The sequence below is a fragment of the Streptomyces sp. NPDC038200 genome, from assembly GCF_055600785.1.
The window spans coordinates 98,154-123,304 of the sequence record NZ_JBVJYH010000019.1; the positions used below are offsets into that span (position 1 = coordinate 98,154).

Below are 25,151 nucleotides of genomic sequence, written 5' to 3' on the forward strand. Positions count from 1 at the left end.
GTCAGGAGTGCCTGGCATTCCGCAAGAAATACGGACTAATCCACTGCCGATCCGAGGTGGTCCGTACCCCTACTGGCGGGTACGGACTGCCTGCCCGTGTATGCGCCATCTCGATGTCACTCCGGGGCCCTCTGGGAGGTAGGGTCGGTGGTGGTCGGGGACATCCCAAACAGAGCTCGCCGGCACCGCATGGCCGGCGTACCAACGAGGAGATCGGTTCGTGACGATCCGCGTAGGCATCAACGGCTTCGGCCGCATCGGGCGTAACTACTTCCGCGCGCTGCTGGAGCAGGGTGCGGACATCGAGGTCGTGGCTGTCAACGACCTGGGTGACACCGCGACCACTGCGCACCTGCTCAAGTACGACACGATCCTGGGCCGCCTCAAGCAGGAGGTCTCCCACACCGCCGACACCATCACCGTCGACGGTCACACGATCAAGGTGCTCTCCGAGCGCAACCCGGCCGACATCCCGTGGGGCGAGCTGGGCGTCGACATCGTCATCGAGTCGACGGGCATCTTCACCAAGAAGGAAGACGCCGCGAAGCACATCGCCGGCGGCGCCAAGAAGGTCCTCATCTCGGCTCCGGCCAAGGACGAGGACATCACCATCGTGATGGGCGTCAACCAGGACAAGTACGACCCGGCGAACCACCACGTCATCTCCAACGCCTCCTGCACCACCAACTGTGTGGCCCCGATGGCGAAGGTCCTCGACGAGAACTTCGGCATCGTCAAGGGTCTGATGACCACGGTGCACGCGTACACGAACGACCAGCGCATCCTGGACTTCCCGCACAAGGACCTGCGCCGCGCCCGTGCCGCCGCCGAGAACATCATCCCGACCACCACCGGTGCCGCCAAGGCCACCGCTCTGGTGCTCCCGCAGCTCAAGGGCAAGCTGGACGGCATCGCCATGCGCGTCCCGGTCCCGACCGGCTCGGTCACCGACCTGGTCGTCGAGCTCTCCCGCGAGGTCACCAAGGAAGAGGTCAACGCCGCCTTCCAGAAGGCCGCCGAGGGCGAGCTGAAGGGCCTCCTCGAGTACACCGAGGACGCGATCGTCTCCTCCGACATCGTCAACGAGCCGGCCTCCTGCACCTTCGACTCCTCCCTGACCATGGTTCAGGAGGGCAAGAACGTGAAGGTCATCGGCTGGTACGACAACGAGTGGGGCTACTCGAACCGCCTCGTGGACCTCACGGTCTTCGTCGGCAACCAGCTCTGATCGCACACAGCAGGACCACGCAGTGAGAGCAGGGCCCGGGCAGCGCAAGGCCGCGCCGCCCGGGCCCTGCTCTCACGTACTGACCACGCCCTTTTACGATCAGGTGCACCACGAGCCCTCCTCAGGAGTCCACTCAATGAAGACGATCGACGAACTTCTCGCCGACGGCGTGAGCGGCAAGCGGGTCTTCGTCCGCGCCGACCTCAACGTGCCGCTGGCCGACGGGACGATCACCGACGACGGCCGCATCCGCGCCGTCCTGCCCACCGTCAAGGCCCTCGCCGAGGCCGGCGCCAAGGTGATCGTCGCCTCGCACCTGGGCCGCCCCAAGGGCGCCCCGGACCCCGCCTTCTCGCTGCTGCCCGCCGCCGAGCGCCTCGGTGAACTGCTCGGTGCCCCGGTCGCCTTCGCCCAGGACACCGTCGGCCCCGCCGCCCACGACGCCGTGGACGGCCTCCAGCCCGGCCAGGTCGCGGTCATCGAGAACCTGCGCTTCAACCCCGGCGAGACGTCGAAGGACGACACCGAGCGGGGCGAGTTCGCCGACCGGCTCGCCGCCCTCGCCGACGTCTACGTCGGTGACGGCTTCGGCGCCGTCCACCGCAAGCACGCCTCCGTCTACGACCTCCCGGCCCGGCTGCCGCACTACGCCGGCTACCTGATCACCGCCGAGGTCGGCGTCCTGAAGAAGCTCACCGAGGACGTCAAGCGCCCCTACGTCGTCGCGCTCGGCGGCGCCAAGGTCTCCGACAAGCTCGCCGTCATCGACCAGCTGCTCGGCAAGGCCGACCGGCTGCTCATCGGCGGCGGCATGGCCTACACCTTCCTGAAGGCCAAGGGCCACGAGGTCGGCATCTCCCTCCTGCAGGAGGACCAGATCCCGGCCGTCACCGAGTACATGGAGCGCGCCGAGAAGCAGGGCGTCGAGCTGCTGCTCCCCGTCGACGTCCTCGTCTCGCCGGAGTTCCCGGACCTGAAGACGAAGGCCCCGGCCAACCCCACGACGGTCGCCGCGGACGCGATCCCCGCCGACCAGGAGGGCCTGGACATCGGCCCGGAGACCCGCAAGCTGTACGCCTCGAAGCTCGCCGACGCGGCCACCGTCTTCTGGAACGGCCCCATGGGCGTCTTCGAGCACCCTGATTTCGCCGAGGGCACCAAGGCGGTCGCCCAGGCTCTCGTCGACTCGGACGGCTTCACCGTCGTCGGCGGCGGTGATTCCGCCGCGGCCGTGCGTACGCTCGGCTTCGACGAAACCGCATTCGGCCACATCTCGACCGGTGGCGGCGCCTCCCTCGAATACCTCGAGGGCAAGACGCTCCCCGGCCTCGCCGCACTGGAGGACTGACCCTTGAGCACGCGCACGCCGCTGATGGCGGGCAACTGGAAGATGAACCTCAACCACCTGGAGGCCATCGCCCACGTCCAGAAGCTCGCCTTCGCCCTGGCCGACAAGGACTACGAGGCCGTGGAGGTCGCCGTCCTGCCGCCCTTCACCGACCTGCGCTCCGTGCAGACCCTGGTCGACGGTGACAAGCTCAAGATCAAGTACGGTGCCCAGGACATCTCGCAGCACGACTCCGGTGCCTACACCGGCGAGATCTCCGGCCCGATGCTGGCCAAGCTGAAGTGCACCTATGCCGTGATCGGCCACTCCGAGCGCCGCCAGTACCACAACGAGACCGACGACATCGTCAACGCCAAGGTGAAGGCCGCCTACAAGCACGGCCTGACCCCGATCCTGTGTGTCGGCGAGGAGCTGGACGTCCGCGAGGCGGGCAACCACGTCACCCACACCCTCGCCCAGGTCGAGGGCGGCCTGAAGGACCTCCCGGCCGAGCAGGCCGAGACCGTCGTGGTCGCCTACGAGCCCGTGTGGGCCATCGGCACCGGCAAGGTCTGCGGCGCCGACGACGCCCAGGAGGTCTGCGCCGCCATCCGCGCGAAGATCGCCGAGCTGTACTCGCAGGACGTGGCCGACAAGGTCCGCATCCAGTACGGCGGCTCCGTGAAGTCGGGCAACGTCGCCGAGATCATGGCCAAGGCCGACATCGACGGCGCCCTGATCGGCGGTGCCTCGCTGGACGCCGACGAGTTCGTCAAGATCGTGCGCTTCCGCGATCAGTGACGCGGGCCGTGAGTAGGCGGTAGCGGCGATACGTCGTACTCTTGCGGGGGCACAGCGGAGGCGCTGTGCCCCCGTCGTCCATCCGAATCCGAGGAAGTTGGTCCAGCCGTGGTTTTGGGGTTCTCGATCGCCCTGATCGTCTTCAGCCTGCTGCTGATGCTGCTGGTGCTGATGCACAAGGGGAAGGGCGGCGGCCTCTCCGACATGTTCGGTGGCGGCATGCAGTCCTCCGTCGGCGGCTCCTCGGTCGCCGAGCGCAACCTCGACCGGATCACCATCGTGATCGGCGTGCTGTGGTTCGCGTGCATCATCGTCCTCGGCATCCTGATGAAGACGACCAGCTGACGACCAGCTGACGCGCGGAGAGCGCAAACCGGGCGAACACCCGGCACATTCCGTATATTCCACACGTAAAGCCCCATGTTCGGTACGTGCTCCTGAGCGCGGCCTATCATGGGGCTTGCGTCTGGATGTGGGGACCGGTAACTCCAATCACTGGACGCGCGTTGGGCCTTACGTAGACTGAGGCGCTCGCAACGAAGCGAAACGCCGACTCGCTTCGCGGCACCATCACGCAGGGAGTTACGACCGTGGCAAGTGGCAACGCGATCCGAGGAAGCCGGGTCGGGGCGGGGCCGATGGGCGAGGCCGAGCGCGGCGAGTCCGCGCCGCGTCTGCGCATCTCCTTCTGGTGCTCCAACGGGCATGAGACGCAGCCGAGCTTCGCCAGCGACGCGCAGGTTCCCGAGACCTGGGACTGCCCGCGCTGCGGCTTCCCGGCCGGCCAGGACCGGGACAACCCGCCGGACCCGCCGCGCACCGAGCCGTACAAGACGCATCTGGCGTACGTACGGGAGCGGCGCAGCGACGCGGACGGCGAGGCGATCCTCGCCGAGGCGCTCGCCAAACTGCGGGGCGAGATCTAGCAGTTCTCACCGGCCGGGTGCCCGCGGGCGCCTGGCCGGAGCCGTTTCGCAGCCGCGGACGGCCCGTTGTCAGTGGTGCCCTTTACGGTTCGTGTATCGGCGGATCGTGAGGGGGACGTGTGGCTGTGGCCGAGACGGCGAACAGGGTCGCGCCCGCATGGCGCGGGGGATTCGGGCGGCTGTGGACGGCCGCCGTGGTCTCCCGCTTCGGCGACGCGTTACGCACGTCCGCGCTCCCGCTGCTCGCGGTGAGCCTCACCGACGAGCCCCTCGTCATCGCGTCCGTCACCGCCTGCGGCTATCTGCCGTGGCTGCTGTTCGGGCTGTTCGGCGGCGCCCTCGCGGACCGCGTCGACCAGCGGCGGGCGATGTGGCTCGTGGACACGGTACGAGGTCTGCTCGTCGCCGGATTCGCCCTCGCCGTCGGCCTGGGGCACGCCTCCGTCCCGCTCCTGATCGCTCTCGCCTTCTCCCTCACCGCGCTCCAGACGCTCTTCGACAACGCCTCCACGGCCCTGTTGCCCTCCCTGGTGAAGCGCGAGGTCCTGGGCAGTGCGAACGCCCGGCTGATGACGAGTCAGCAGCTCGCCGGCGGACTGCTCGCGGGGCCGGTCGTGCCGCTGCTGCTGGCGGCCGGGGCGTTCCTGCCCTTCGCGGTGGACGCAGGCACGTATCTGGCGGCGGCGGCCCTCGTCGCGTCCCTGCGGACACGTCCTGCGGAGCGGGAGCCGCGCCCGGCCGGCAGCACCCTGCGCACGGAGATCCGGGCGGGCCTGGGCGCTCTGTGGCAGGACCGGGTCCTGCGCGCGGTCTGCCTGGCCACGCTGCTGTGCAACATCGGCATGGGCGCCCTGATCGCCACGCTGGCGCTGCACGTCACCCGCTGGCTGGACGCGGGCAACACCGGATACGTCGCCGCCATGACCGCCTACGCGGCCGGCAGTCTGGCCGGCGGATTCGTCGCCCAGCGGATCGCGCGCCGCACCGGACGGGTGCGGGCCCTGCTGATCGGGGGTGCCGTGCAGACGGGCTCGCTGCTGCTCATCGGCTCCGTGCGGCAGTTGCCCGCCCTCGTCGCCGGGATGCTGCTGCTCGGCATGATGAGCATGGTCTGGAACGTCAACCAGGTCACGTTGATGCAGCAGCGCAGCCCCGCGCCGATGGTGGGCCGCGTCGCCTCCGCCTTCCGCACCTCCTCGACTTCCGGAGCCCCGCTCGGCGCGCTGCTCGGCGGGGCCGTGGCCCGGCTGTACGGCCTCAACGCGCCCGCCCTGCTCGCCGCCGCCCTCTTCGCCGCGGCGGTCACCGCACTGATACCGGCGCGCCGTCCCGACGTACCACTGCTCGCCCACGAGGCCGGCGTCTCGACCGCTCCTCCCGCGCCCTGATCAATTAGGTTGGGAACGGCAGCGGGACAGGTACCGAAAGAAGGCTGAAGTCGGAAATGAACGCAGACGGCCGTACCAGGCTCCACCAGACGCCCGAATGGACCGCTCTCGCCAAGCACCGGGAGGCGCTGGCGGACACCGGTCTGAGGGATCTGTTCGCCGCCGACCCCGAGCGCGGCACCGGGTACACGCTCCAGGTCGGCGACCTCTACATCGACTACTCCAAGCACCTGGTCACCGACGAGACGCTGCGCCTGCTGCGCGAGCTGGCCACGGCGACGGACGTCTTCGGCCTCCGGGACGCCATGTTCCGCGGCGAGAAGATCAACGTCACGGAGGACCGGGCGGTGCTGCACACCGCGCTGCGTGCTCCGCGGGACGCGGTGATCGAGGTCGACGGCGAGAACGTGGTCCCGGCCGTGCACGCCGTGCTGGACAAGATGGCCGGCTTCGCCGAGCGGGTCCGCTCCGGCGAGTGGACCGGGCACACCGGCAAGCGGATCCGGAACGTGGTCAACATCGGCATCGGCGGCTCCGACCTCGGCCCCGCGATGGCCTACGAGGTGCTGCGCAGCTTCACCGACCGCGACATCACGGTCCGTTTCGTCTCCAACGTGGACGGCGCCGACCTGCACGAGGCCACCCGGGACCTGGACCCGGCGGAGACCCTGTTCATCGTCGCCTCCAAGACCTTCACCACCATCGAGACCATCACCAACGCGACCTCGGCGCGGCAGTGGCTGCTGGCCGCACCGGACGGGGGCACCTCCCGCTCGGGCGAAGCCGGGAGCGGGGGAGAGGCCGCGGTGGCCAAGCACTTCGTGGCACTGTCCACGAACGCGGAGAAGGTCACCGCGTTCGGCATCGACCCGGAGAACATGTTCGAGTTCTGGGACTGGGTCGGCGGCCGGTACTCCTACGACTCCGCGATCGGCCTGTCCCTGATGATCGCCATCGGGCCCGACCGCTTCCGCGAGATGCTCGACGGCTTCCGGATCGTCGACGACCACTTCCGCACCGCGCCCGCCGAGGCCAACGTCCCCCTGCTGCTGGGCCTGTTGGGCATCTGGTACGACAACTTCCACGACGCCCAGTCGCACGCCGTGCTGCCGTACTCGCACTACCTCTCCAAGTTCACGGCGTACCTCCAGCAGCTCGACATGGAGTCCAACGGCAAGTACGTCGCCCGGGACGGCAAGCAGGTCGAATGGCAGACCGGTCCGGTGGTCTGGGGCACGCCCGGCACCAACGGCCAGCACGCCTACTACCAGCTGATCCACCAGGGCACCAAGCTGATCCCGGCGGACTTCATCGGCTTCGCCGAGCCGGTCGCCGAGCTGAGCGAGGAACTCAAGGCCCAGCACGATCTGTTGATGGCCAACTTCTTCGCCCAGACGCAGGCGCTCGCCTTCGGCAAGACCGCCGAGGAGGTCCGCGCGGAGGGCGTGCCCGAGGAGCTGGTCCCGCACAAGACCTTCCAGGGGAACCGGCCGACCACCACGATCCTCGCCCGCGAGCTGACCCCTTCCGTCCTCGGCCAGCTCGTCGCCCTCTACGAACACAAGGTGTTCGTGCAGGGCGCGGTGTGGAACATCGACTCCTTCGACCAGTGGGGCGTGGAACTGGGCAAGGTCCTCGCCAAGCGCGTCGAGCCCGCCCTCACCGAGGGCGCCGACGTCCCCGGCCTGGACGCGTCGACGAAGGCGCTGGTCGCCACGTACCGGGAGCTGCGCGGCCGCGGCTGATCCACCACGGGGGGCGTCGCGGCGCCGTCCTCGACGCCGTCGCGGTGACGTTCCGGCGCGAGGCCGCCGCGGCGAGGACCGTGCCGCAGGGCCGGCCCCCGCCGCGGCGTCCTGGCCAGGGCCGGGCCGGCGTGCTCCGGGCAGGCTCAGGCCACCGCGCTCAGCGTGTCCGCGAGGCGGCGGCGGGCCGACCGGGCTGCGGGCAGCACGGCCAGTGCCGCCGCCCCCAGCACGGCGGCCGAGCCCAGCAGGAGCAGCAGCCCGGGGGAGGGGGACTGGGCGATCCCGGCGCCGATGCCGCTGGAGCCGCCCTGGGCGTCGATCAGCCGACGGGCCAGCGGCAGCCCGAGCGCGGTACCGGCGACGACCGCCGCCAGGGCTGTGCAGCTCGTCGCCGTGACGGTGATCGCGGTGATCTGGCGCGGCGACATCCCGATCGCCCGGAGCGCCAGCACATCGCGCTCGCCCTCGCGGACGCTGCCGCCGATCGCGGTGAGCAGCTCGACCAGTCCGATCAGGGCCAGGACGGCGATCAGCCCGGCGACGACACCGCGCAGCGGGGACAGCCCGTCGGCGGGGTTCGTCACGGGGTGCACCTCCAGATGGCCATGGCCGGCGGAGGCGAGCGCGGCGGCCACCCGACGCGGGTCGGCACCCGGGCGCAGCCGTAGCTCGTAGAAGGCGGGGGACAGCTCCGGGTCGTTCTCGCGGAGGGTGTCCAGGGACGTGGTCACCACCCGGCCGGCGTTGCGGGGCTCGATGCCGCGGCCCACGATGTGCAGGATCTGCGGCCGGTCGCCGACCGTCATCCGGACCCAGTCGCCGACCCGCGCGTGCAGCAGGTCGAGCAGGCCCTGGCCGGCCACCGCCTCGTCCGGTCCGCGCGCGGCGCGGCCCTCGGCGAGGGCGTAGGGGTAGGGCTCGGCGCGGGTGCCGATGCCGCGCAGGGCGATGGTCCCGGTCTGGCCGGGGACCAGCGCGGCCACCTCGACGCCCGGATAGGCGGCGGCGACCCGGGAGTCGCGGGTCAGCGCGGCCCGTACGCCGGACGCGTCCAGGGCGCCGTCGGAGCGGAGGGTCAGTGCCGTCGGCAGGCCCACCCGCTCGGGGCTGCTGTGGAAGCGGTCGATCGTGGTCCACGCGCTGAGCGCCACCACGATCAGCAGCAGTGGCAGCGTCAGCCGGGCCACGGTGGCCAGGGACCGGCCGCGTCCCGCGAACGCCTTGTGGCAGCCGAGGACCAGTGCGGCCGGCAGCCGCAGCCCCAGCGCCCGCCGGGCCGGTCCGCTCAGCCGTCCGCCCGTCGGCGCGGCCGGGCGCGGCACCGGAACCGGCGGCACCCGCCCCGCCCGCCAGGCCGCGAGCCCCGTGGTCAGGCCGATGAGCAACACGGCGCCCGCCGGCACCGCGCACAGCGCCAGGGTGTGGCCGGGCAGTCCCTGCCACACGCCCACGGCGTCCCCGAGCCGCCCCGGGACCCGGCTGCCCAGCCCCTCGGTGAGCGCTGCCGCGGCGAAGGCGCCGAGCAGGGCGTACGCCAGGTGCTGGAGCAGGAAGATCCGCACGACCTGGGCGGGCGTGAAGCCGATCGCCTTCAGCACCGAGAGGTCCCGCAGATGCCCGCGGATACGGGTGGCGATCGCCCCGTGCACCGCGAACCCCGCGGCGATCAGGGCGCCCAGCCCGAACAGTCCGAGCACCTGGCCCAGCAGCCGGTTGTCGCCCTGTGCCTCGGCGCGGGCCTGCTGCCAGGTGGAGACCTCGCCGACCGCGCCCGCGCCCAGCACGGTGACGGCGCGCTGCACCGCGTAGTCCGTGTCGGCCGGGTCGCCGAGCCGCAGTCCGACGACCTGGACGGTCGGGGCGGGCACCGCGGACGGCAGCGCCCACACCACTCCCGGCTGGTCGCCCGGGCGGTACGGGGGTTCGGCGCTGTCCGCGATGCCCTCGACGGTGAGCGTGCGGGCCGTCCCCGGCAGTGTCAGGGTGTCGCCGGGCTCGGCCAGCAGGGCCCGGGCGAGGCTGCTCTCCAGCACCACGCCGTCCGGGGCGGCCGGGTCCAGCCAGTGCCCGGCGGTGAGCACAGGGCGGCCGACGGAGGGCAGCCGCGGAGTGCCGCGCAGCTCCACGGAGGCGCGGATGCCGCGGGCGGCGACGGTGGCGGACTCGGCGCGGTAGGGGCCGGCGACGGCGGCGACGCCGTCCAGCCGGGCCAGTGCGCGGGCGTCCGCGGACGACGCGGTGTGCAGCCAGACGTGGGCGCCGCGCGCTTCGGCGAAGGTCCGCTGCCAGGGGTTCGTGGCGTAGCCGAACAGGGCGGTGGCGAGCAGCAGGGAGGTGACGATGCCGGCGGTCGCCAGCACCAGGAAGAGCGCTTCGCCGCGGTGCGCGCGCAGATCGGAGTGCGCCCAGCGCAGAGTGGCCCGCACGCGCCTCAGCCCCTCGCCCCGACCCGCACCACGCAGCGCCCGCCGTCCGCGCCCCGCGTCCCGAGAGGCATCACGCACTGCGCGGCGTCCCTGCCCCGCGTCCCGAGACGCATCACGCAGCGCGTGCCACCGAAGCCCCGCGCGCCAGGGCGCAGCACCGACCCCGCCTCGCAGGACCCGTCACGACACGCCTCGGCGCACCCACCGGGACGGGCCTCGGACCGCCCGCCGGGACCCGCCTCGAAAGGACGCTCCCGGTGACAGCTCCCGGACCGCGTCCCGGAACAGGCCCCGGAACGCCCCGCCACCGGCCCCTGCGCCGGTTCCTCGGTCGAGCGGTTCACCGGTCCCTCAGCTCCAGCACCCCGGAGATGCCGCCGCGCCGGGACGGCGGTGTGCCGTCCAGGGCCGCGTCGTCGGCTATGCGGCCGTCGAAGAAGCTGATCACGCGGTCGGCGGCGCTGGCCAGCCGGGCGTCGTGGGTGACGAGCACGATGCTCTGCCCGCGTCCGTGGAAGCGGGAGAGCAGCCGCATGACCTCGCGCGTGCCCTTGCTGTCCAGGCTGCCGGCCGGCTCGTCCGCGAGCAGCAGCGGCGGATGGTTGACCAGGGCCCGCGCGAGCGCGACCCGCTGCTGCTCGCCGCCGGACAGCTCGCCCGGCATGCTGCGCTCCTTGCCCTCCAGCCCCAGTTCGGCGAGGAGCGCCTCCCGCTCGGCGCGCGCCTTCTTCGGCGGGACGCCGGCCAGCAGCGCGGGCAGTTCGACGTTGTCGGCGACCGACAGGTTCGACACCAGGTTGAAGAACTGGAAGACGATCCCGATGGCCTTGCGCCGCTCCACCGCCCAGCGGGCCTCGCCGAAGGAGTCCGTGCACCGGCCGTCGAGCCACACGCTGCCCTCGTCCGGCCGCTGCAGCCCGCCGAGCAGATGCAGCAGGGTCGACTTGCCGGCCCCGGACGGTCCCGTGATCGCCACGAACTCGCCCCGTGCCACGCTCAGATCGACCCCGCGGACGGCATGGGCGGGCGCGCCCTCACCGTAGTGGGTCTTCACCAGGCCCTCGGCCCGCAGCACGGGAGGGTGGATGTCGGTCACTCCAGCTCCTCCAGTTCCTCCTGGCACCGCTCCAGCCAGTCGAGGTCGGCCTGCAGGTGCAGCATCGCGCCCTCGATCAGCAGATGGGCGATTCGGTTGTCCCGGTTCTCGGCCGCGGCCAGCTTCGACAGATTGCGCATGGTGTTGAGGTACTGGCGGCGCTGCCGGTTGATGAGGGCGATCTGGTCGGCGAGGCCGGTCTGCGGAGCGAGGGCGAGCTTCATGAAGAACTCGTCCCGCACCCGCGGCTCGTCCTCGGTCTCCTCGAACCAGACGCGCAGCGCCTCACGACCGGCCTCGGTGAGGTGGTAGACCTTCTTGTTGGGCCGGCTGGACTGCTCGACGTCCTCGCCCGCGATCAGCCCGGACTTCTCCAGGCGGCCGAGGGTGACGTAGATCTGGCCGACGTTCGGCTGAGGGTACGCGGCGCCCAGCAGTTGCTCAAGGTCCTGCTTCAGCTCGTAGCCGTGGGCCGGGCCGCGGGCCAGGAGTGCCAGGAGGGGCAGGCGCACTCGTGCTGTCCTCCTGTCTGCTCCATGTGCTCCAGGCCCTAGTATCGCGCATACCTAACAGGTATACATGGCCTCTGTCCGCGGGCGAGGGTGCCCGGGGTGCCGGTGTACAGGGAGGAACCTATGCGGTGGATGCGCACCGCCGGTAGGGGCCTGCTCGTTCTCGTCGTGATCATGACCGGGTACGTCGCCTCCGGCGCCCGCGCCGACGAGGGTGCCCGCGGCGGTCGCGGCCCGCTCACCCTGGCCACCGCCGGCGACCTCACCGGCTATCTGGGCCCGCTGCTGCGGGGCTGGAACCGCACCCACCCCGGCGAGCGGGTCACCCTGGTCGAGCTGCCGGACTCCGCCGACGAGACGCACGCGCAGATGACGACCGACCTGCGCGGCGGCGACCGGGGCCGGTTCGACGTCCTGAACATCGACGTCGACTGGACCTCCGAGTTCGCGGCGGCCGGCTGGATCCGCCCGCTGCCCCGCGACCGCTTCCCGCTGGGCAGTTTCCTGCCGCCGGTCGTGGACACGGCGACGTACGAGGGCCGGCTGTACGCGGTCCCGTACGTCACGAACGCCGGACTTCTCCTGTACCGCAAGGACGTCCTGGCCAAGGAGGGCGTACCCCCGCCGCGCACCTGGGCCGAGCTGGAGCACGACGCGAGGACCATCGCGCCGAAGTACGGGCTCGACGGCTACGCGGGCCAGTTCCTGCCCTACGAGGGCCTCACCGTGAACGCGGCCGAGGCGGTCTACTCGGCGGGCGGCACGATCCTCGGCGGCGAGGGCACCCGCGTCACCGTGGACTCGGCCGCCGCCCGCGAGGGCATCGGCTTCCTCGCCCGCGGTGTCCGCGAGGGCTGGATCCCGAAGCGCGCGCTGACGTACAAGGAGGAGGAGTCCAAGCAGGCCTTCCAGGACGGCGGGCTGCTCTTCCTGCGGAACTGGCCCTACGCCTACGCCGTCGCCTCGGAGCGGGGCTCGAAGGTCGCCGGGCGGATCGGCGCCGTGCCGCTGCCCGGGACCGACGGGCCGGGCACGAGCGTCCTCGGCGGCTCCAACCTCGCGGTCAACACCCATGCCCGGCACCCGGACTCCGCCGCGCGCCTGATCGCTTATCTGACCAGCGAGTCCGTCCAGCGCCAGGTGCTCACGCGGGGCGCGCTGCCGCCCGTGCGCGCCGCGCTGTACGCGGACCCCGCGCTGGTCCGGCGGTTCCCCTATCTGCCGACCCTGCGCACCGCCGTCCTCACGGCCCGTCCGCGCCCCAAGAGCCCGCACTACGACCAGGTGAGCCTGGCCGTGCAGGCGGTCGTGCAGGACGCGCTCACCGGGCGGGAGACGCCCGGGCAGGCCGTCCGCCGGCTGGCGGACGAACTCGACGCCATCGCTCGTCGCTAGTTACTTGTTAAGTAACGCCACCATCACGACTGCGCGCACCTTGCGGTAATTTGTCCCTGTTTGGAAACCCAACTGGCCAGTAGTTTTCGTTCACTTCGTTGACACCTCCGCGCGCCGCCTACCTAACATGCATGCACAACAGCCCCCCTTCAGAGACAGGTTCCACTGGGTTGAACAGGCATCATTGGTGGCGGGACGCGGTCATCTACCAGGTGTACGTCCGCAGCTTCCTGGACAGCACCGGCGACGGCATCGGCGACCTGGCCGGCGTCCGTGCCGGACTGCCGTATCTGAAGAAGCTCGGCGTCGACGGCATCTGGCTGAGCCCCTTCTACCCCTCGCCCCAGCACGACCACGGTTACGACGTGGCGGACTACCGCGACGTCGACCCGCTCTTCGGCGACCTCGCCGAGTTCGACCTGCTGATGGCGGCGGCCCGCCGGCTCGGCGTCAAGGTGCTCCTCGACATCGTCCCCAACCACTGCTCCAGCGAGCACCCCTGGTTCCGCGAGGCGCTGCGGAGCGCCCCCGGCAGCCCGGCCCGCGCCCGCTTCCACTTCGCCGACGGCCGCGGTCCCGACGGCAGCGAGCCGCCCAACAACTGGCACGCCATGTTCGGCGGCCCCGCCTGGACCAGGGTCGGCGACGGCCAGTGGTACCTGCACATGTTCACCCCCGAGCAGCCCGACTGGAACTGGCGCGACCCCGAGATCCCCGACGAGTTCGACCGCGTCCTGCGGTTCTGGCTGGACCGGGGCGTGGACGGCTTCCGCATCGACGTCGCCGCCGGCCTGTACAAGCACCCCGAGCTGCCCGACTCCGAGGACCCGGAGGCCGACGCCCGCACCCGCGACTCGGTCAACCCGCTCGCCTGGAACCAGCCCGAGGTGCACGACGTGTGGCGCCGCTGGCGCTCGATATGCGAGGAGTACGCCGACCGGGACGGCCGCGAACGCCTGCTCGTCGGCGAGGTCTCCGTCCCCACCGCCCGCGAACACGCCCTGTACGTCCGCCCCGACGAACTCCACCAGGCCTTCTTCTTCGACCTGCTCGGCGCCCCCTGGGACGCCGACGCCTTCCGCAAGGTCATCTCCGAGGCCATGCAGGACATCGCCGGCACCGGCTCCACGGTCACCTGGGTGCTCAACAACCACGACCAGGTCCGCACCGTCACCCGCTACGGCGAGCCCGCCACCGAAGGCAGCGGCCTCGGCGCCGCCCGCGCCCGCGCCGCCGCGCTGCTGATGCTGGCGCTGCCCGGTGCCGCGTACATCTACCAGGGCGAGGAACTGGGCCTGCCCGAGGTCGTCGACCTGCCCGACGACGTCCTCACCGACCCGATCTTCCACCGCACCGGCAGCCGCGCCCGGATCCGCGACGGCTGCCGGGTGCCGCTGCCCTGGTCCGGGCAGGCCTCGCCGTTCGGCTTCACCTCCGGCGCGGAGAGCGCCAAGCCCTGGCTGCCACAGCCCGAGTACTTCGCCGAGTACGCCACCGACCGCGCCCTCGCCGACACCCGCTCCTTCTGGCACCTGTACCGCGACGGGCTCCAACTGCGCTCCTCACTGCCCCAGTTGGGCGAGGGCACGCTGGAGTGGCTGGACACCCCGCCGGGCGTCCTCGCCTTCACCCGCGGCGACGGCCTGGTCTGCGCCGTCAACTTCGGCGCGGCCAACGCCCCCGCACCGGTCTCCGGCACCCCCCTGCTCTCCAGCGGCCCCTGCCCGCCCGGTGTCCTGCCCGGCGCCACGGCGGCCTGGTGGCTGAACGACCTCTGACCACCCGTCCCTCACCTCGATCGAAAGGTCCGTCAACGATGATGCGACGACGCACGACCCTCCTCACCGGCTGCACCGCTCTCGCGCTCGCCCTCGGCGCCACCGCCTGCGGCGGCGGAGAGGTCTCCGCGGGCGGCGGCGACAAGGCGCTCAGCGGCCAGACCGTCACCGTGGCCGGTGTCTGGTCCGGCAGCGAGCAGAAGAACTTCCAGAAGGTCCTGGACGCCTTCACCGAGAAGACCGGCGCGAAGACCCAGTTCGTGTCGACCGGCGACAACGTCTCCACGGTCGTCGGCAGCAAGATCGAGGGCGGCAACGCGCCCGACGTGGTGATGGTCCCCCAGGTCGGCGTCCTCCAGCAGTTCGCGAAGAAGGGCTGGCTGAAGCCGCTGTCGGCGACCGCCCAGCAGACCGTCACCGCCGACTACGCGCCCGTGTGGAAGAAGTACGGCAGCGTCGACGGCGCCCTCTACGGCCTGTACTTCAAGGCCGCCCACAAGTCGACGGTCTGGTACAGCCCCGACGCGCTCGGCCAGGCCGGGGTCCAGCCGCCGAAGACGTACGACGAGCTGCTCAAGGCCGGGCACACCGTCTCCGACTCCGGCCTCGCCGCCTTCTCGGTCGGCGGACAGGACGGCTGGACCCTCACCGACTGGTTCGAGAACGTCTACCTCTCCCAGGCAGGCCCCGAGAAGTACGACGCCCTCGCCGCCCACCGGCTGAAGTGGACCGACCCCACCGTCGTCAAGGCGCTCACCACGCTCGGCAAGCTGTTCAAGGACAAGCAGCTCGTCGCCGGCGGCCAGAAGGAGGCCCTCAACACCGACTTCCCGGGCTCGGTGGAGAAGGTGTTCGGCCCCAAGCCCGAGGCCGGCATGGTCTACGAGGGCGACTTCGTCGCCGGCGTCGCCCACGACCAGTACGGCAAGTCCATCGGCAAGGACGCGGACTTCTTCCCCTTCCCCGCGGTCGACGGCGGCAACGCGCCGGTGGTCAGCGGCGGTGACGCGGCCGTCGTCCTCAAGGACGGCAAGAACGCCAAGGCCGGCATGAAGCTCCTGGAGTACCTGGCCACCCCCGAAGCGGCGGCCGTGTGGGCGAAGGCGGGCGGCTTCCTGTCCCCGAACAAGAAGCTCGACCTCGCCTCGTACGGCGACGACGTCACCCGCGCCACCGCCAAGTCCCTGGTCGGCGCCGGGGACTCGGTCCGCTTCGACATGTCCGACCAGGCCCCCGCGGCCTTCGGCGGCACCAAGGGCGCCGGCGAGTGGAAGCTGCTCCAGGACTTCCTGCGCGACCCGTCGGACCCGAAGGGCATCGCGGCGAAGCTGGAGTCGGCGGCGGCGAAGGCCTACCAGGACTGACCATGACCGCCACCACTGTCGTGAAACAGCAGGCGGGCCCGCGGGCCGCCGGCGGCCCGGCGCGCGAGCGCCGCGGCCGGCGGCCCGTCCGGCTGATCGCCCTCCTCTTCGTCCTCCCCGCGCTGCTCCTGCTCGGCGCGCTCGTCGTCTACCCGGTGCTGTTCTCCGTCGGCCGCAGCCTCTTCGACGCCTCCGGCACCCGCTTCGTCGGCGGCGGCAACTACGCCGAGATCTTCCGCGACCCCGCCACCCTGAAGGCCGTCCGCAACACCGCCATCTGGGTCGTCGTCGCCCCCTCCCTGCTCACCGGCCTCGGCCTGATCCTGGCCGTCCTGGTGGAGAAGGTCCGCTGGGCCACCGCCTTCAAACTGCTCCTCTTCATGCCGATGGCGGTGTCCTTCCTCGCCGCCGGCATCATCTTCCGGCTCGCCTACGACCAGGACCCGGACAAGGGCGTGCTCAACGCGGCCGTCGTCTCCGTCCACGACGCCTTCGAGGGCACGTCGGCCTACCCGACGGCCCGGGGTCGTACCGGGCTGCTCACCCAGGACCGCGACGGCTCCTACCGTACGACCGCCACCCCGGGCGAGGCGGTGACGCTCCCGATGGTGGGCGTCCTGCCCAAGGACCTGCCCGCCGGGGCCCGGCCCGCCGCGTCCGCCCCGCCGAAGGCCGGACCCGGTGAGCTGCGCGGTGTCGTCTACCTGGACTTCACCCCGGGCGGCGGAGGCACCCAGGGCAAGGTGGACCGGCGGGAGAGCGGCCTGCCCGGCATGAAGGTCGAGGCGGTGCGCGACGGAGAGACGGTCGCGAGCACGACCTCCGCCGCCGACGGCTCCTTCCGCTTCACCGGGCTGCACGACGGCTCGTACACGGTGAAGCTCCCGGAGTCGAACTTCGCCCCGCCCTACCAGGGCGTCTCCTGGCTCGGCCCGGCCCTCGTCACCCCGGCGATCATCGGCGCGTACCTGTGGATCTGGACCGGCTTCGCGATGGTCCTGATCGGCGCCGGCCTCTCCACGCTTCCCCGGGACGCGCTGGAGGCGGCCCGGATGGACGGGGCGAACGAGTGGCAGATCTTCCGCCGGATCACCGTCCCGCTGCTCGCGCCCGTGCTCACCGTGGTCTTCGTGACCCTCGTGATCAACGTGATGAAGGTCTTCGACCTCGTCTACATCATCGCGCCCGGCCCGGTGCAGGAGGACGCCACCGTCCTCGCCACGCAGATGTGGCTGGTGTCCTTCGGCGGCGGCAACGACCAGGGCCTCGGCAGCGCCCTCGGTGTGCTGCTCCTGCTCCTGGTGGTCCCCGCGATGGTCTTCAACGTCCGCCGTTTCCGAAGGAGTCAGCGATGAACGCCGTGCGGCGCGGCCTGGGCAACGGTCTCGTCCAGGCATTCCTCGTGGTCATCGGCCTGGTCTGGCTGACCCCGCTCGCGGGTCTGTTCCTGTCCTCCCTGCGGTCGGCCCAGGACACCGCCAAGGGCGGCTGGTGGACGGCGCTGGCCAGTCCCGGCCAGCTGTCCTTCGACAACTACTCGGCCCTGCTGAAGAACGCGGGCATCACCCAGGCCTTCTGGAACACCGTGCTGATCTCGGTGCCGGCCACCACCCTGGTCGTCGTCATCGCGGCCCTCGCCGCATACGCCTTCGCCTGGCTGGACTTCCCCCTCCGGGAGCCCCTGTTCCTCCTGGTGGTGGCCCTGCTGGTGGTGCCGGTGCAGATCGGCCTGCTGCCCGTCGCCAAACTCTTCGGCGCGCTGGGCCTGTTCGGCACCATCCCCGGCGTCGTCCTCTTCCACGTCGCCTACGGCCTCCCCTTCGCCGTCTTCCTGCTCCGCAACTACTTCGCGGAGATGCCGAAGGAGATGCTGGAGGCGGCCCGGATGGACGGCGGCAGCGAGTGGCGCATCTTCACCCGGCTGGTGCTGCCGGTGGGCCGCCCGGCCATCGCCTCGCTCGCCATCTTCCAGTTCCTGTGGGTCTGGAACGACATGCTGGTGGCCCTGCTCTTCGCGGACAGCTCGTCCCAGCCGCTGACCGTGCAACTCCAGTCCCAGATACGCCAGTTCGGCAGCAACATCGATGTCCTGGCGCCGGGCGCGTTCCTGTCGCTGATCGTGCCGGTGGTGGTGTTCTTCGCCTTCCAGCGGCACTTCGTGCAGGGCGTGATGGCGGGGTCCGTGAAATGAGCGGCGGCGGGGACCGAGGTCCCCGCCGCCGCTATGCACGCCCGACGCTCACGGCGACGCCGGCGGATACAGCGATCGCGGCAGTTGGGACGCCGCCGCCGAGTCCAGCAGCCACAGCGTGCGGGAGCGGCCGTACGCGCCCGCCGCCGGGGCCTGGATCTCGCCCGCGCCCGACAGGGCGATGGCCGCGGCCTCGGCCTTGTCCTCGCCGGCCGCGAGGAGCCAGACCTCGCGGGCCGCGCGGATCGCCGGGAGGGTGAGGGAGATCCGGGTGGGCGGCGGCTTGGGCGCGCCGTGCACGCCGACCACCGTGCGCTCGGTCTCCCGCACGGCCGGCAGCTCCGGGAAGAGCGAGGCCACGTGGGTGTCCGGGCCGACGCCCAGCATCAGCACGTCGAAGGTCGGCACCGATCCGTGGTTCTCCGGACCGGCCGCCTTCGCCAGCTCCGCCGCGTACGCCTCGGCCGCCGCCTCGACGTCGGCGCCGTACGGGCCGTCGGAGGCGGGCATGGCGTGCACGCGCTCCGGGTCCAGCGGTACGGAGTCGAGCAGGGCCTCGCGGGCCTGCGTGACATTGCGCTCGGGGTCGCCCTCGGGGAGGTAGCGCTCGTCGCCCCACCACAGGTCGAGGCGGCCCCAGTCGATGGCGTCCCGGGCGGGAGCCGCCGCCAGCGCGGCCAGCAGGCCGTTGCCGTTGCGACCGCCCGTGAGGACCACGGACGCGGCGCCCCGGGAGGCCTGCGCGTCCACGATCTTCGTGATCAGGCGGGCCGCGGCGGCCTGCGCCATCAACTCCTTGTCGTGGTGGACGACCAGCTGTGGAGTGCTCACTTCGCCGTCGCCTTCCTCGCCGGAGCCTTCTTCGCGGTCCTGGCCGCCGCCTTCTTCGCGGGTGCCTTCGCGGCCTCCTCGACCGGCTCGGGCTCCGCTGCCGGCCCGGCCTTCGCGGACTCCCGCGCGGCCTCCCGCGAAACCTCCGCGGAGGCCTGCCCGGGAACCGTGCTCAGCCGCTCCACGCCGAAGCGCAGCGCCGACGCGTAGGTGTCGTCCGGGTCCAGCCGGCGCAGCTCCTCCGCGATCAGCTCGGCGGTGTCCCGCCGCTTCAGCGCCACCGCGCGGGCCGGCTGACCGTCGATGGCCAGGGTGGCCAGCGAGCCGTCGGCCCGGTCCAGCACGATCGGGCCCTCACTGGTGTCCATCCGGACCGCCGTCAGACCGGGGCCGGACGACAGCGAGCGCCGCACCGGGACGTCCAGCCGGTCCGCGAGCCACATCGCCAGCAGCTCGCAGCTCGGGTTGAACTCCTCGCCCTCCACCTCGACGGCCGTCACCTTGCAGGTGACCTGGTCCAGGGCCGCGGCGAGCATCGAGCGCCACGGCGTGATCCGGGTCCAGGACAGGTCGGTGTCGCCGGGCGTGTAGGCCGCGGCACGGGCGGACAGCTCCCGCACCGGCTGCTCGGCGGCGTAGGTGTCGGTGACCCGGCGCTGGGCGAGCGCGCCCAGCGGGTCCTTGGCCGGGTCGAGCGGGGCGTTCACCGGCCACCACACGACCACCGGGGCGTCCGGCAGCAGCAGCGGCAGGACCACCGAGTCGGCGTGGTCGGCGACCTCGCCGTAGAGACGGAGGACGACCGTCTCGCCGGTGCCCGCTTCCGCGCCCACCCGCACCTCGGCGTCGAGACGCGAGGACGTACGGTCGCGCGGGGAGCGGGAGACCCGCTTGATGACCACCAGCGTGCGCGAGGGGTGCTCGCGCGAGGCGTCGTTGGCGGCCTTCAGGGCGTCGTAGGCGTTCTCCTCGTCGGTGACGATGACGAGGGTCAGGACCATGCCGACGGCGGGGGTGCCGATGGCGCGGCGGCCCCGCACGAGCGCCTTGTTGATCTCGCCGGCGGTGGTGCCGGTCAGGTCTATCTTCATGGCCGGCGCCAGCTCCGTCCGTCTCGTGCGAGCATCTCGTCGGCCTCGGCCGGCCCCCAGGTGCCCGACTTGTACTGCGCGGGCCTGCCGTGCTTGTCCCAGTACTCCTCGATCGGGTCGAGGATCTTCCAGGACAGCTCGACCTCCTCCGTGCGCGGGAAGAGGTTGGCGTCGCCCAGCAGCACGTCCAGGATCAGGCGCTCGTACGCCTCCGGGCTGGACTCCGTGAACGACTCGCCGTAGGCGAAGTCCATGGAGACGTCCCGGATCTCCATCGAGGTGCCCGGCACCTTGGAGCCGAAGCGGACGGTCACGCCCTCGTCGGGCTGCACGCGGATGACGATGGCGTTCTGGCCCAGTTCCTCGGTGGCGGTGGAGCCGAACGGGGAGTGCGGGGCCCGCTGGAAGACCACCGCGATCTCGGTGACCCGGCGGCCCAGCCGCTTGCCGGTGCGCAGGTAGAAGGGGACGCCCGCCCAGCGGCGGTTGTCGATCTCCAGCTTCACGGCCGCGTAGGTGTCGGTCTTCGACTTCTGGTCGATGCCCTCCTCTTCGAGGTAGCCGATGACCTTCTCGCCGCCCTGCCAGCCCGCCGCGTACTGCCCGCGCACGGTGCTGCTGCCCAGGTCCTTCGGCAGCCGTACGGCGCCGAGCACCTTCTCCTTCTCCGCGGCCAGCGCGTCCGCGCCGAAGGAGGCGGGCTCCTCCATCGCGGTGAGGGCCATCAGCTGGAGCAGGTGGTTCTGGATGACGTCCCGGGCGGCGCCGATGCCGTCGTAGTAGCCGGCCCGGCCGCCGATGCCGATGTCCTCGGCCATGGTGATCTGGACGTGGTCCACGAAGGACCGGTTCCAGATCGGCTCGAACATCGTGTTGGCGAAGCGCAGCGCCAGGATGTTCTGGACGGTCTCCTTGCCGAGGTAGTGGTCGATCCGGAACACCTGCTCCGGCTCGAACACCTCGTGCACGACCTTGTTCAGCTCCTCGGCGGAGGCCAGGTCGTGGCCGAACGGCTTCTCGATGACGGCCCGGCGCCAGGAGCCGCTGCTCTGGTCGGCCAGACCGTGCTTCTTCAGCTGCTGGATGACCACAGGGAAGGAGCGCGGCGGCACCGACAGGTAGAAGGCGAAGTTGCCCCCCGTGCCCTGTGCCTTGTCCAGCTCCTCGATGGTGGCGCGCAGCCGCTCGAACGCCTCGTCGTCGTCGAAGGTGCCCTGCACGAAGCGCATCCCCTGGATGAGCTGCTGCCAGACCTCTTCACGGAAGGGAGTGCGCGAGTGCTCCTTGACCGCGTCGTGCACGACCTCGGCGAAGTCCTCGTGCTCCCAGTCGCGGCGGGCGAAGCCCACCAGCGAGAAGCCCGGCGGCAGCAGACCCCGGTTGGCGAGGTCGTACACCGCGGGCATGAGCTTCTTGCGCGACAGGTCGCCCGTGACGCCGAAGATGACCAGGCCCGACGGCCCCGCGATACGCGGGAGCCGTCGGTCGGCCGGGTCACGAAGCGGGTTCGCTCCGGAACCGGAAACGGGTGACAACTCAGCCCTCCGAAGGGGCCAGGCGCTCGAGCTCCGCCTGGGTCGACTTGAGCAGGTCGTTCCAGGACGCCTCGAACTTCTCGACGCCCTCGTCCTCGAGCACCTGCACGACGTCGTCGTACGAGATGCCGAGCTTCTCCAGCGCGTCGAGGTCGGCACGAGCCTGCTCGTACGTGCCGGTGACGGTGTCACCGGTGATCTCGCCGTGGTCGTCGGTGGCCTCCAGCGTGGCCTCCGGCATGGTGTTGACCGTGTTCGGCGCGACCAGCTCGGTGACGTACAGGGTGTCCGGGTACGCCGGGTCCTTCACGCCGGTCGACGCCCACAGCGGACGCTGCTTGTTGGCGCCCGCGGCCTCCAGCGCGCTCCAGCGGTCGGAGGAGAAGACCTCCTCGTACGCCTGGTAGGCGAGGCGCGCGTTGGCGAGGGCGGCCTTGCCGCGCAGCGCCTTGGCCTCGTCGGTGTCGATGTCGGCCAGGCGCTTGTCGATCTCGGAGTCCACGCGGGACACGAAGAAGGACGCCACGGAGTGGATCTTGGAGAGGTCCAGGCCGCGCTCCTTGGCCTTCTCCAGGCCCGTGAGGTAGGCGTCCATGACCGCGCGGTAGCGCTCCAGGGAGAAGATCAGCGTGACGTTGACGCTGATGCCGTGGCCGATCGTCGAGGCGATCGCCGGCAGACCCGCCTGGGTGGCCGGGATCTTGATCAGGGTGTTGGGGCGGTCGACGAGCCAGGCCAGCTGCTTGGCCTCGGCGACCGTCGCCTTCTCGTTGTGCGCGAGGCGCGGGTCGACCTCGATGGAGACCCGGCCGTCCTTGCCGTCGGTGGCGTCGAAGACGGGGCGCAGGATGTCGGCGGCGTCGCGGACGTCCGCCGTGGTGATCATGCGGATGGCCTCTTCGACGGTGACCTTGCGGGCGGCCAGGTCCGACAGCTGCTGGTCGTAGCCGTCGCCCTGGGAGATCGCCTTCTGGAAGATCGTCGGGTTGGTGGTGACGCCCACGACGTGCTGCTGGTCGATCAGTTCCGCGAGGTTGCCGGACGTGATCCGCTTGCGCGACAGGTCGTCCAGCCAGATCGCGACGCCCTCCTCGGAGAGGCGCTTGAGTGCGTCTGTCATGGAATTACATCTCCTACGTGTCGTATGTGAGCGTCAGCGCTGGGCGTCGGCGAGGGATTCCCGGGCCTTCGCGGCCACGTTCTCGGCGGTGAAGCCGAACTCGCGGAAGAGCACCTTGCCGTCGGCGGACGCACCGAAGTGCTCCAGGGAAACGATGCGGCCGGCGTCCCCCACGTACTTGTGCCAGGTCAGCCCGATACCCGCCTCCACGGCGACTCGGGCCTTGACGGACGGCGGCAGCACGGAGTCCCGGTACCCCTGGTCCTGCTGCTCGAACCACTCCACGGACGGCATGGACACGACCCGGGTGGGCACGCCCTCGGCCTGGAGCTGCTCACGCGCCTCGACGGCCACGTGCACCTCGGAACCGGTGGCGATCAGGATCACCTGGGGCTCGCCGCCCTCGGCCTCGAACAGGACGTAGCCGCCCTTGGCCGCGTCCTCGTTCGGCTCGTAGGTCGGCACGCCCTGGCGGGTGAGCGCGAAGCCGTGCGGCTGGCCCTTGCCGAACTCCTTGGTCCAGCGGCGCAGGACCTCGCGCCAGGCGATCGCGGTCTCGTTGGCGTCCGCCGGGCGGACGACGTTCAGGCCCGGGATCGCGCGCAGCGAGGCCAGGTGCTCGACCGGCTGGTGGGTCGGGCCGTCCTCGCCGAGGCCGATGGAGTCGTGCGTCCACACGAACGTCACCGGCAGGTGCATCAGGGCCGACAGGCGCACGGCGTTGCGCATGTAGTCGGAGAACACCAGGAAGGTGCCGCCGTAGACGCGGGTGTTGCCGTGCAGGGCGATGCCGTTCATCTCGGCGCCCATGGAGTGCTCACGGATGCCGAAGTGGATCGTGCGGCCGTAGGGGTTGGCCTCCGGCAGCGGGTTGCCCTCCGGCAGGAACGAGCTGTCCTTGTCGATGGTGGTGTTGTTCGACCCGGCGAGGTCGGCGGAGCCGCCCCACAGCTCGGGGATCACCGCGCCGAGCGCCTGCAGCACCTTGCCGGACGCCGCACGCGTCGCGACAGCCTTGCCGGGCTCGAAGACCGGGAGCTTCTCCTCCCAGCCGGTGGGCAGCTCGCCCTTGGCGATCCGGTCGAACTCGGCGGCGCGCTCCGGGCTGCTGTCCCGCCACACCTGGAGGGACTTCTCCCACTCGGCCTTCGCCTGCGCACCGCGCTCCAGCGCCTTGCGGGTGTGGGTGATGACGTCGTCCTCGACCTGGAAGCTCTGCTCGGGGTCGAAGCCGAGGACGCGCTTGGTGGCCGCGACCTCCTCGTCGCCCAGCGCCGAGCCGTGCGCGGCCTCGGTGTTCTGCGCGTTCGGGGCCGGCCAGGCGATGATCGAGCGCATCGCGATGAAGGACGGCCGGTCGGTGACGGCCTTGGCCTCCTGGATCGCGGCGAAGATCGCCGCCGGGTCCAGGTCGCCGTTCTCCTGGGCCTCCACGCGCTGCACGTGCCAGCCGTAGGCCTCGTACCGCTTGACCGTGTCCTCGGAGACGGCCGTCTCGGTGTCGCCCTCGATCGAGATGTGGTTGTCGTCCCAGAGCAGGATCAGGTTGCCGAGCTTCTGGTGACCGGCGAGCGAGGAGGCCTCGGCGGAGATGCCCTCCTGGAGGCAGCCGTCACCGGCGATGCAGTAGACGAAGTGGTCGAAGGGGGACTCGCCGGCCGGGGCCTCGGGGTCGAACAGACCGCGCTCGTAGCGGGCGGCCATCGCCATGCCCACCGCGTTGGCCACACCCTGGCCCAGCGGGCCGGTGGTGGTCTCGACACCCTTGGTGTGCCCGTACTCGGGGTGACCCGGGGTCTTGGAACCCCACGTCCGGAACGCCTTCAGATCGTCCAGCTCCAGGCCGAAGCCGGCCAGGTAGAGCTGGGTGTAGAGGGTCAGGGACGAATGCCCGGCGGACAGGACGAAGCGGTCGCGGCCGACCCACTCCGGGTCGGCGGGGTCGTGCCGCATCACCTTCTGGAAGAGGGTGTACGCGGCCGGGGCCAGGCTCATCGCCGTACCGGGATGGCCGTTGCCGACCTTCTGTACGGCGTCTGCGGCCAGGACTCGGGCGGTGTCCACGGCCCGCTGGTCCAGCTCGGTCCACTCAAGGTCTGTGGTGGTCGGCTTGGTGCTCACCCTGGGTCAGGGCTCCTCTCCACATGTCGGTCGCCGGTCGTCGGGGCATGCGCCCACCCGGCCGCCGGAGGGCTTGTCCGCCCACCGGCCGCTGTCGAGCCTACCCCCGTGAGGACGTGCGTTTTTTCGAGTGTTTCCAGACTGCCGGGAGTCCGTGCGATCCGCCTCCCGACTGGCCGAGACGGCGTTTGGCACATGAATACGGAGCCGCTCATCTGACTGCTCAATCGAGCCTCCGCACGCACGTCGGATCGAGTCTCTGTACGCCTGTCA

The 25,151-nt window shown here is 71.3% G+C and carries 20 protein-coding genes; 12 read left to right on the forward strand and 8 right to left on the reverse strand.

Annotation, left to right across the window (positions count from 1 at the left end; translation table 11 throughout):
- Positions 1–220 precede the first annotated feature (220 nt).
- The 7 genes from gap (at position 221) to pgi (ending at position 7,415) form a co-directional block, all read left to right on the forward strand.
- Entirely contained in the window at positions 221–1,228 is a 1,008-nt protein-coding gene (gene gap, locus ACZ7KF_RS31485) for a type I glyceraldehyde-3-phosphate dehydrogenase (RefSeq protein WP_225822585.1), read from the forward strand.
- A 136-nt stretch (positions 1,229–1,364) separates the two neighbouring features.
- On the forward strand, positions 1,365–2,576 hold the full coding sequence (locus ACZ7KF_RS31490) for a phosphoglycerate kinase (RefSeq protein WP_471082548.1): 1,212 nt from the start codon (positions 1,365–1,367) through the stop codon (positions 2,574–2,576).
- A gap of 3 nt (positions 2,577–2,579) precedes the next feature.
- On the forward strand, positions 2,580–3,356 hold the full coding sequence (gene tpiA / locus ACZ7KF_RS31495) for a triose-phosphate isomerase (RefSeq protein WP_471082551.1): 777 nt from the start codon (positions 2,580–2,582) through the stop codon (positions 3,354–3,356).
- Between the two features lie 108 nt (positions 3,357–3,464).
- A complete protein-coding gene (secG, locus tag ACZ7KF_RS31500) occupies positions 3,465–3,701 on the forward strand; it encodes a preprotein translocase subunit SecG (protein ID WP_471082554.1) in 237 nt (78 codons plus the stop codon).
- A 245-nt stretch (positions 3,702–3,946) separates the two neighbouring features.
- Positions 3,947–4,282: an RNA polymerase-binding protein RbpA gene (locus ACZ7KF_RS31505; protein WP_003976875.1), complete on the forward strand. Its 336-nt coding sequence runs from the start codon at positions 3,947–3,949 to the stop codon at positions 4,280–4,282.
- Between the two features lie 194 nt (positions 4,283–4,476).
- On the forward strand, positions 4,477–5,670 hold the full coding sequence (locus ACZ7KF_RS31510; RefSeq protein ID WP_471082810.1) for an MFS transporter: 1,194 nt from the start codon (positions 4,477–4,479) through the stop codon (positions 5,668–5,670).
- Between the two features lie 56 nt (positions 5,671–5,726).
- Positions 5,727–7,415, forward strand: coding sequence for a glucose-6-phosphate isomerase (pgi, locus tag ACZ7KF_RS31515; RefSeq protein WP_471082557.1), 1,689 nt, complete (start codon positions 5,727–5,729; stop codon positions 7,413–7,415).
- A 146-nt stretch (positions 7,416–7,561) separates the two neighbouring features.
- Here pgi and ACZ7KF_RS31520 read toward each other — a convergent pair whose 3' ends face one another.
- From ACZ7KF_RS31520 to ACZ7KF_RS31530, 3 genes are all read right to left on the reverse strand, one after another.
- Positions 7,562–9,844, reverse strand: coding sequence for an ABC transporter permease (locus ACZ7KF_RS31520; RefSeq protein WP_471082560.1), 2,283 nt, complete (start codon positions 9,842–9,844; stop codon positions 7,562–7,564).
- Between the two features lie 340 nt (positions 9,845–10,184).
- Positions 10,185–10,940 carry an ABC transporter ATP-binding protein gene (locus tag ACZ7KF_RS31525; RefSeq protein WP_471082563.1) on the reverse strand — a complete coding sequence of 252 codons (756 nt, stop codon included), beginning with the start codon at positions 10,938–10,940 and terminating at the stop codon, positions 10,185–10,187.
- Complete coding sequence (locus ACZ7KF_RS31530; protein WP_471082566.1) at positions 10,937–11,452, reverse strand: PadR family transcriptional regulator; 516 nt, start codon at positions 11,450–11,452, stop codon at positions 10,937–10,939. Before ACZ7KF_RS31530 ends, ACZ7KF_RS31525 begins: the two co-directional genes overlap by 4 nt.
- A 123-nt stretch (positions 11,453–11,575) precedes the next feature.
- Here ACZ7KF_RS31530 and ACZ7KF_RS31535 point away from each other — a divergent pair, with 123 nt between their 5' ends.
- The 5 genes from ACZ7KF_RS31535 (at position 11,576) to ACZ7KF_RS31555 (ending at position 18,180) form a co-directional block, all read left to right on the forward strand.
- On the forward strand, positions 11,576–12,847 hold the full coding sequence (locus tag ACZ7KF_RS31535; RefSeq protein WP_471082569.1) for an ABC transporter substrate-binding protein: 1,272 nt from the start codon (positions 11,576–11,578) through the stop codon (positions 12,845–12,847).
- A gap of 131 nt (positions 12,848–12,978) precedes the next feature.
- Positions 12,979–14,625, forward strand: coding sequence for a glycoside hydrolase family 13 protein (locus tag ACZ7KF_RS31540; protein WP_471082572.1), 1,647 nt, complete (start codon positions 12,979–12,981; stop codon positions 14,623–14,625).
- 38 nt (positions 14,626–14,663) lie between these two features.
- A complete protein-coding gene (locus ACZ7KF_RS31545) occupies positions 14,664–15,989 on the forward strand; it encodes an ABC transporter substrate-binding protein (protein ID WP_471082575.1) in 1,326 nt (441 codons plus the stop codon).
- Positions 15,990–15,991: 2 nt separating this feature from the next.
- Positions 15,992–17,344, forward strand: a complete 1,353-nt coding sequence (locus ACZ7KF_RS31550; protein WP_471082578.1) for an ABC transporter permease — start codon at positions 15,992–15,994, stop codon at positions 17,342–17,344.
- Positions 17,341–18,180 (forward strand): carbohydrate ABC transporter permease, encoded by an 840-nt coding sequence (locus tag ACZ7KF_RS31555; RefSeq protein ID WP_225829238.1) that lies wholly within the window; start codon positions 17,341–17,343, stop codon positions 18,178–18,180. The genes ACZ7KF_RS31550 and ACZ7KF_RS31555 overlap by 4 nt, the downstream gene beginning before the upstream one ends.
- Positions 18,181–18,228: 48 nt before the next feature.
- On the opposite strand, the gene pgl is transcribed toward ACZ7KF_RS31555, so the two are convergent.
- The 5 genes from pgl to tkt are packed head-to-tail and all read right to left on the reverse strand — an operon-like array spanning position 18,229 to position 24,878.
- Complete coding sequence (pgl, locus tag ACZ7KF_RS31560) at positions 18,229–19,011, reverse strand: 6-phosphogluconolactonase (protein WP_471082581.1); 783 nt, start codon at positions 19,009–19,011, stop codon at positions 18,229–18,231.
- On the reverse strand, positions 19,008–20,102 hold the full coding sequence (gene opcA, locus ACZ7KF_RS31565; RefSeq protein WP_471082584.1) for a glucose-6-phosphate dehydrogenase assembly protein OpcA: 1,095 nt from the start codon (positions 20,100–20,102) through the stop codon (positions 19,008–19,010). Before opcA ends, pgl begins: the two co-directional genes overlap by 4 nt.
- Complete coding sequence (gene zwf, locus ACZ7KF_RS31570) at positions 20,099–21,637, reverse strand: glucose-6-phosphate dehydrogenase (RefSeq protein ID WP_471082587.1); 1,539 nt, start codon at positions 21,635–21,637, stop codon at positions 20,099–20,101. Before zwf ends, opcA begins: the two co-directional genes overlap by 4 nt.
- A 1-nt stretch (position 21,638) precedes the next feature.
- Positions 21,639–22,757, reverse strand: coding sequence for a transaldolase (gene tal / locus ACZ7KF_RS31575; protein WP_471082590.1), 1,119 nt, complete (start codon positions 22,755–22,757; stop codon positions 21,639–21,641).
- Between the two features lie 33 nt (positions 22,758–22,790).
- Positions 22,791–24,878, reverse strand: a complete 2,088-nt coding sequence (tkt, locus tag ACZ7KF_RS31580) for a transketolase (RefSeq protein WP_471082593.1) — start codon at positions 24,876–24,878, stop codon at positions 22,791–22,793.
- Positions 24,879–25,151: the final 273 nt, after the last annotated feature.

Bases quoted from the DNA above. Each gene is read 5' to 3' on its own strand.
- opcA (WP_471082584.1), bottom strand. From the start codon at position 20,102: ATGAAGATAGACCTGACCGGCACCACCGCCGGCGAGATCAACAAGGCG.
- ACZ7KF_RS31550 (WP_471082578.1), top strand. From the start codon at position 15,992: ATGACCGCCACCACTGTCGTGAAACAGCAGGCGGGCCCGCGGGCCGCC.
- ACZ7KF_RS31490 (WP_471082548.1), top strand. From the start codon at position 1,365: ATGAAGACGATCGACGAACTTCTCGCCGACGGCGTGAGCGGCAAGCGG.
- ACZ7KF_RS31555 (WP_225829238.1), top strand. From the start codon at position 17,341: ATGAACGCCGTGCGGCGCGGCCTGGGCAACGGTCTCGTCCAGGCATTC.
- ACZ7KF_RS31545 (WP_471082575.1), top strand. From the start codon at position 14,664: ATGATGCGACGACGCACGACCCTCCTCACCGGCTGCACCGCTCTCGCG.
- tal (WP_471082590.1), bottom strand. From the start codon at position 22,757: ATGACAGACGCACTCAAGCGCCTCTCCGAGGAGGGCGTCGCGATCTGG.
- ACZ7KF_RS31540 (WP_471082572.1), top strand. From the start codon at position 12,979: ATGCACAACAGCCCCCCTTCAGAGACAGGTTCCACTGGGTTGAACAGG.
- ACZ7KF_RS31535 (WP_471082569.1), top strand. From the start codon at position 11,576: ATGCGGTGGATGCGCACCGCCGGTAGGGGCCTGCTCGTTCTCGTCGTG.
- pgi (WP_471082557.1), top strand. From the start codon at position 5,727: ATGAACGCAGACGGCCGTACCAGGCTCCACCAGACGCCCGAATGGACC.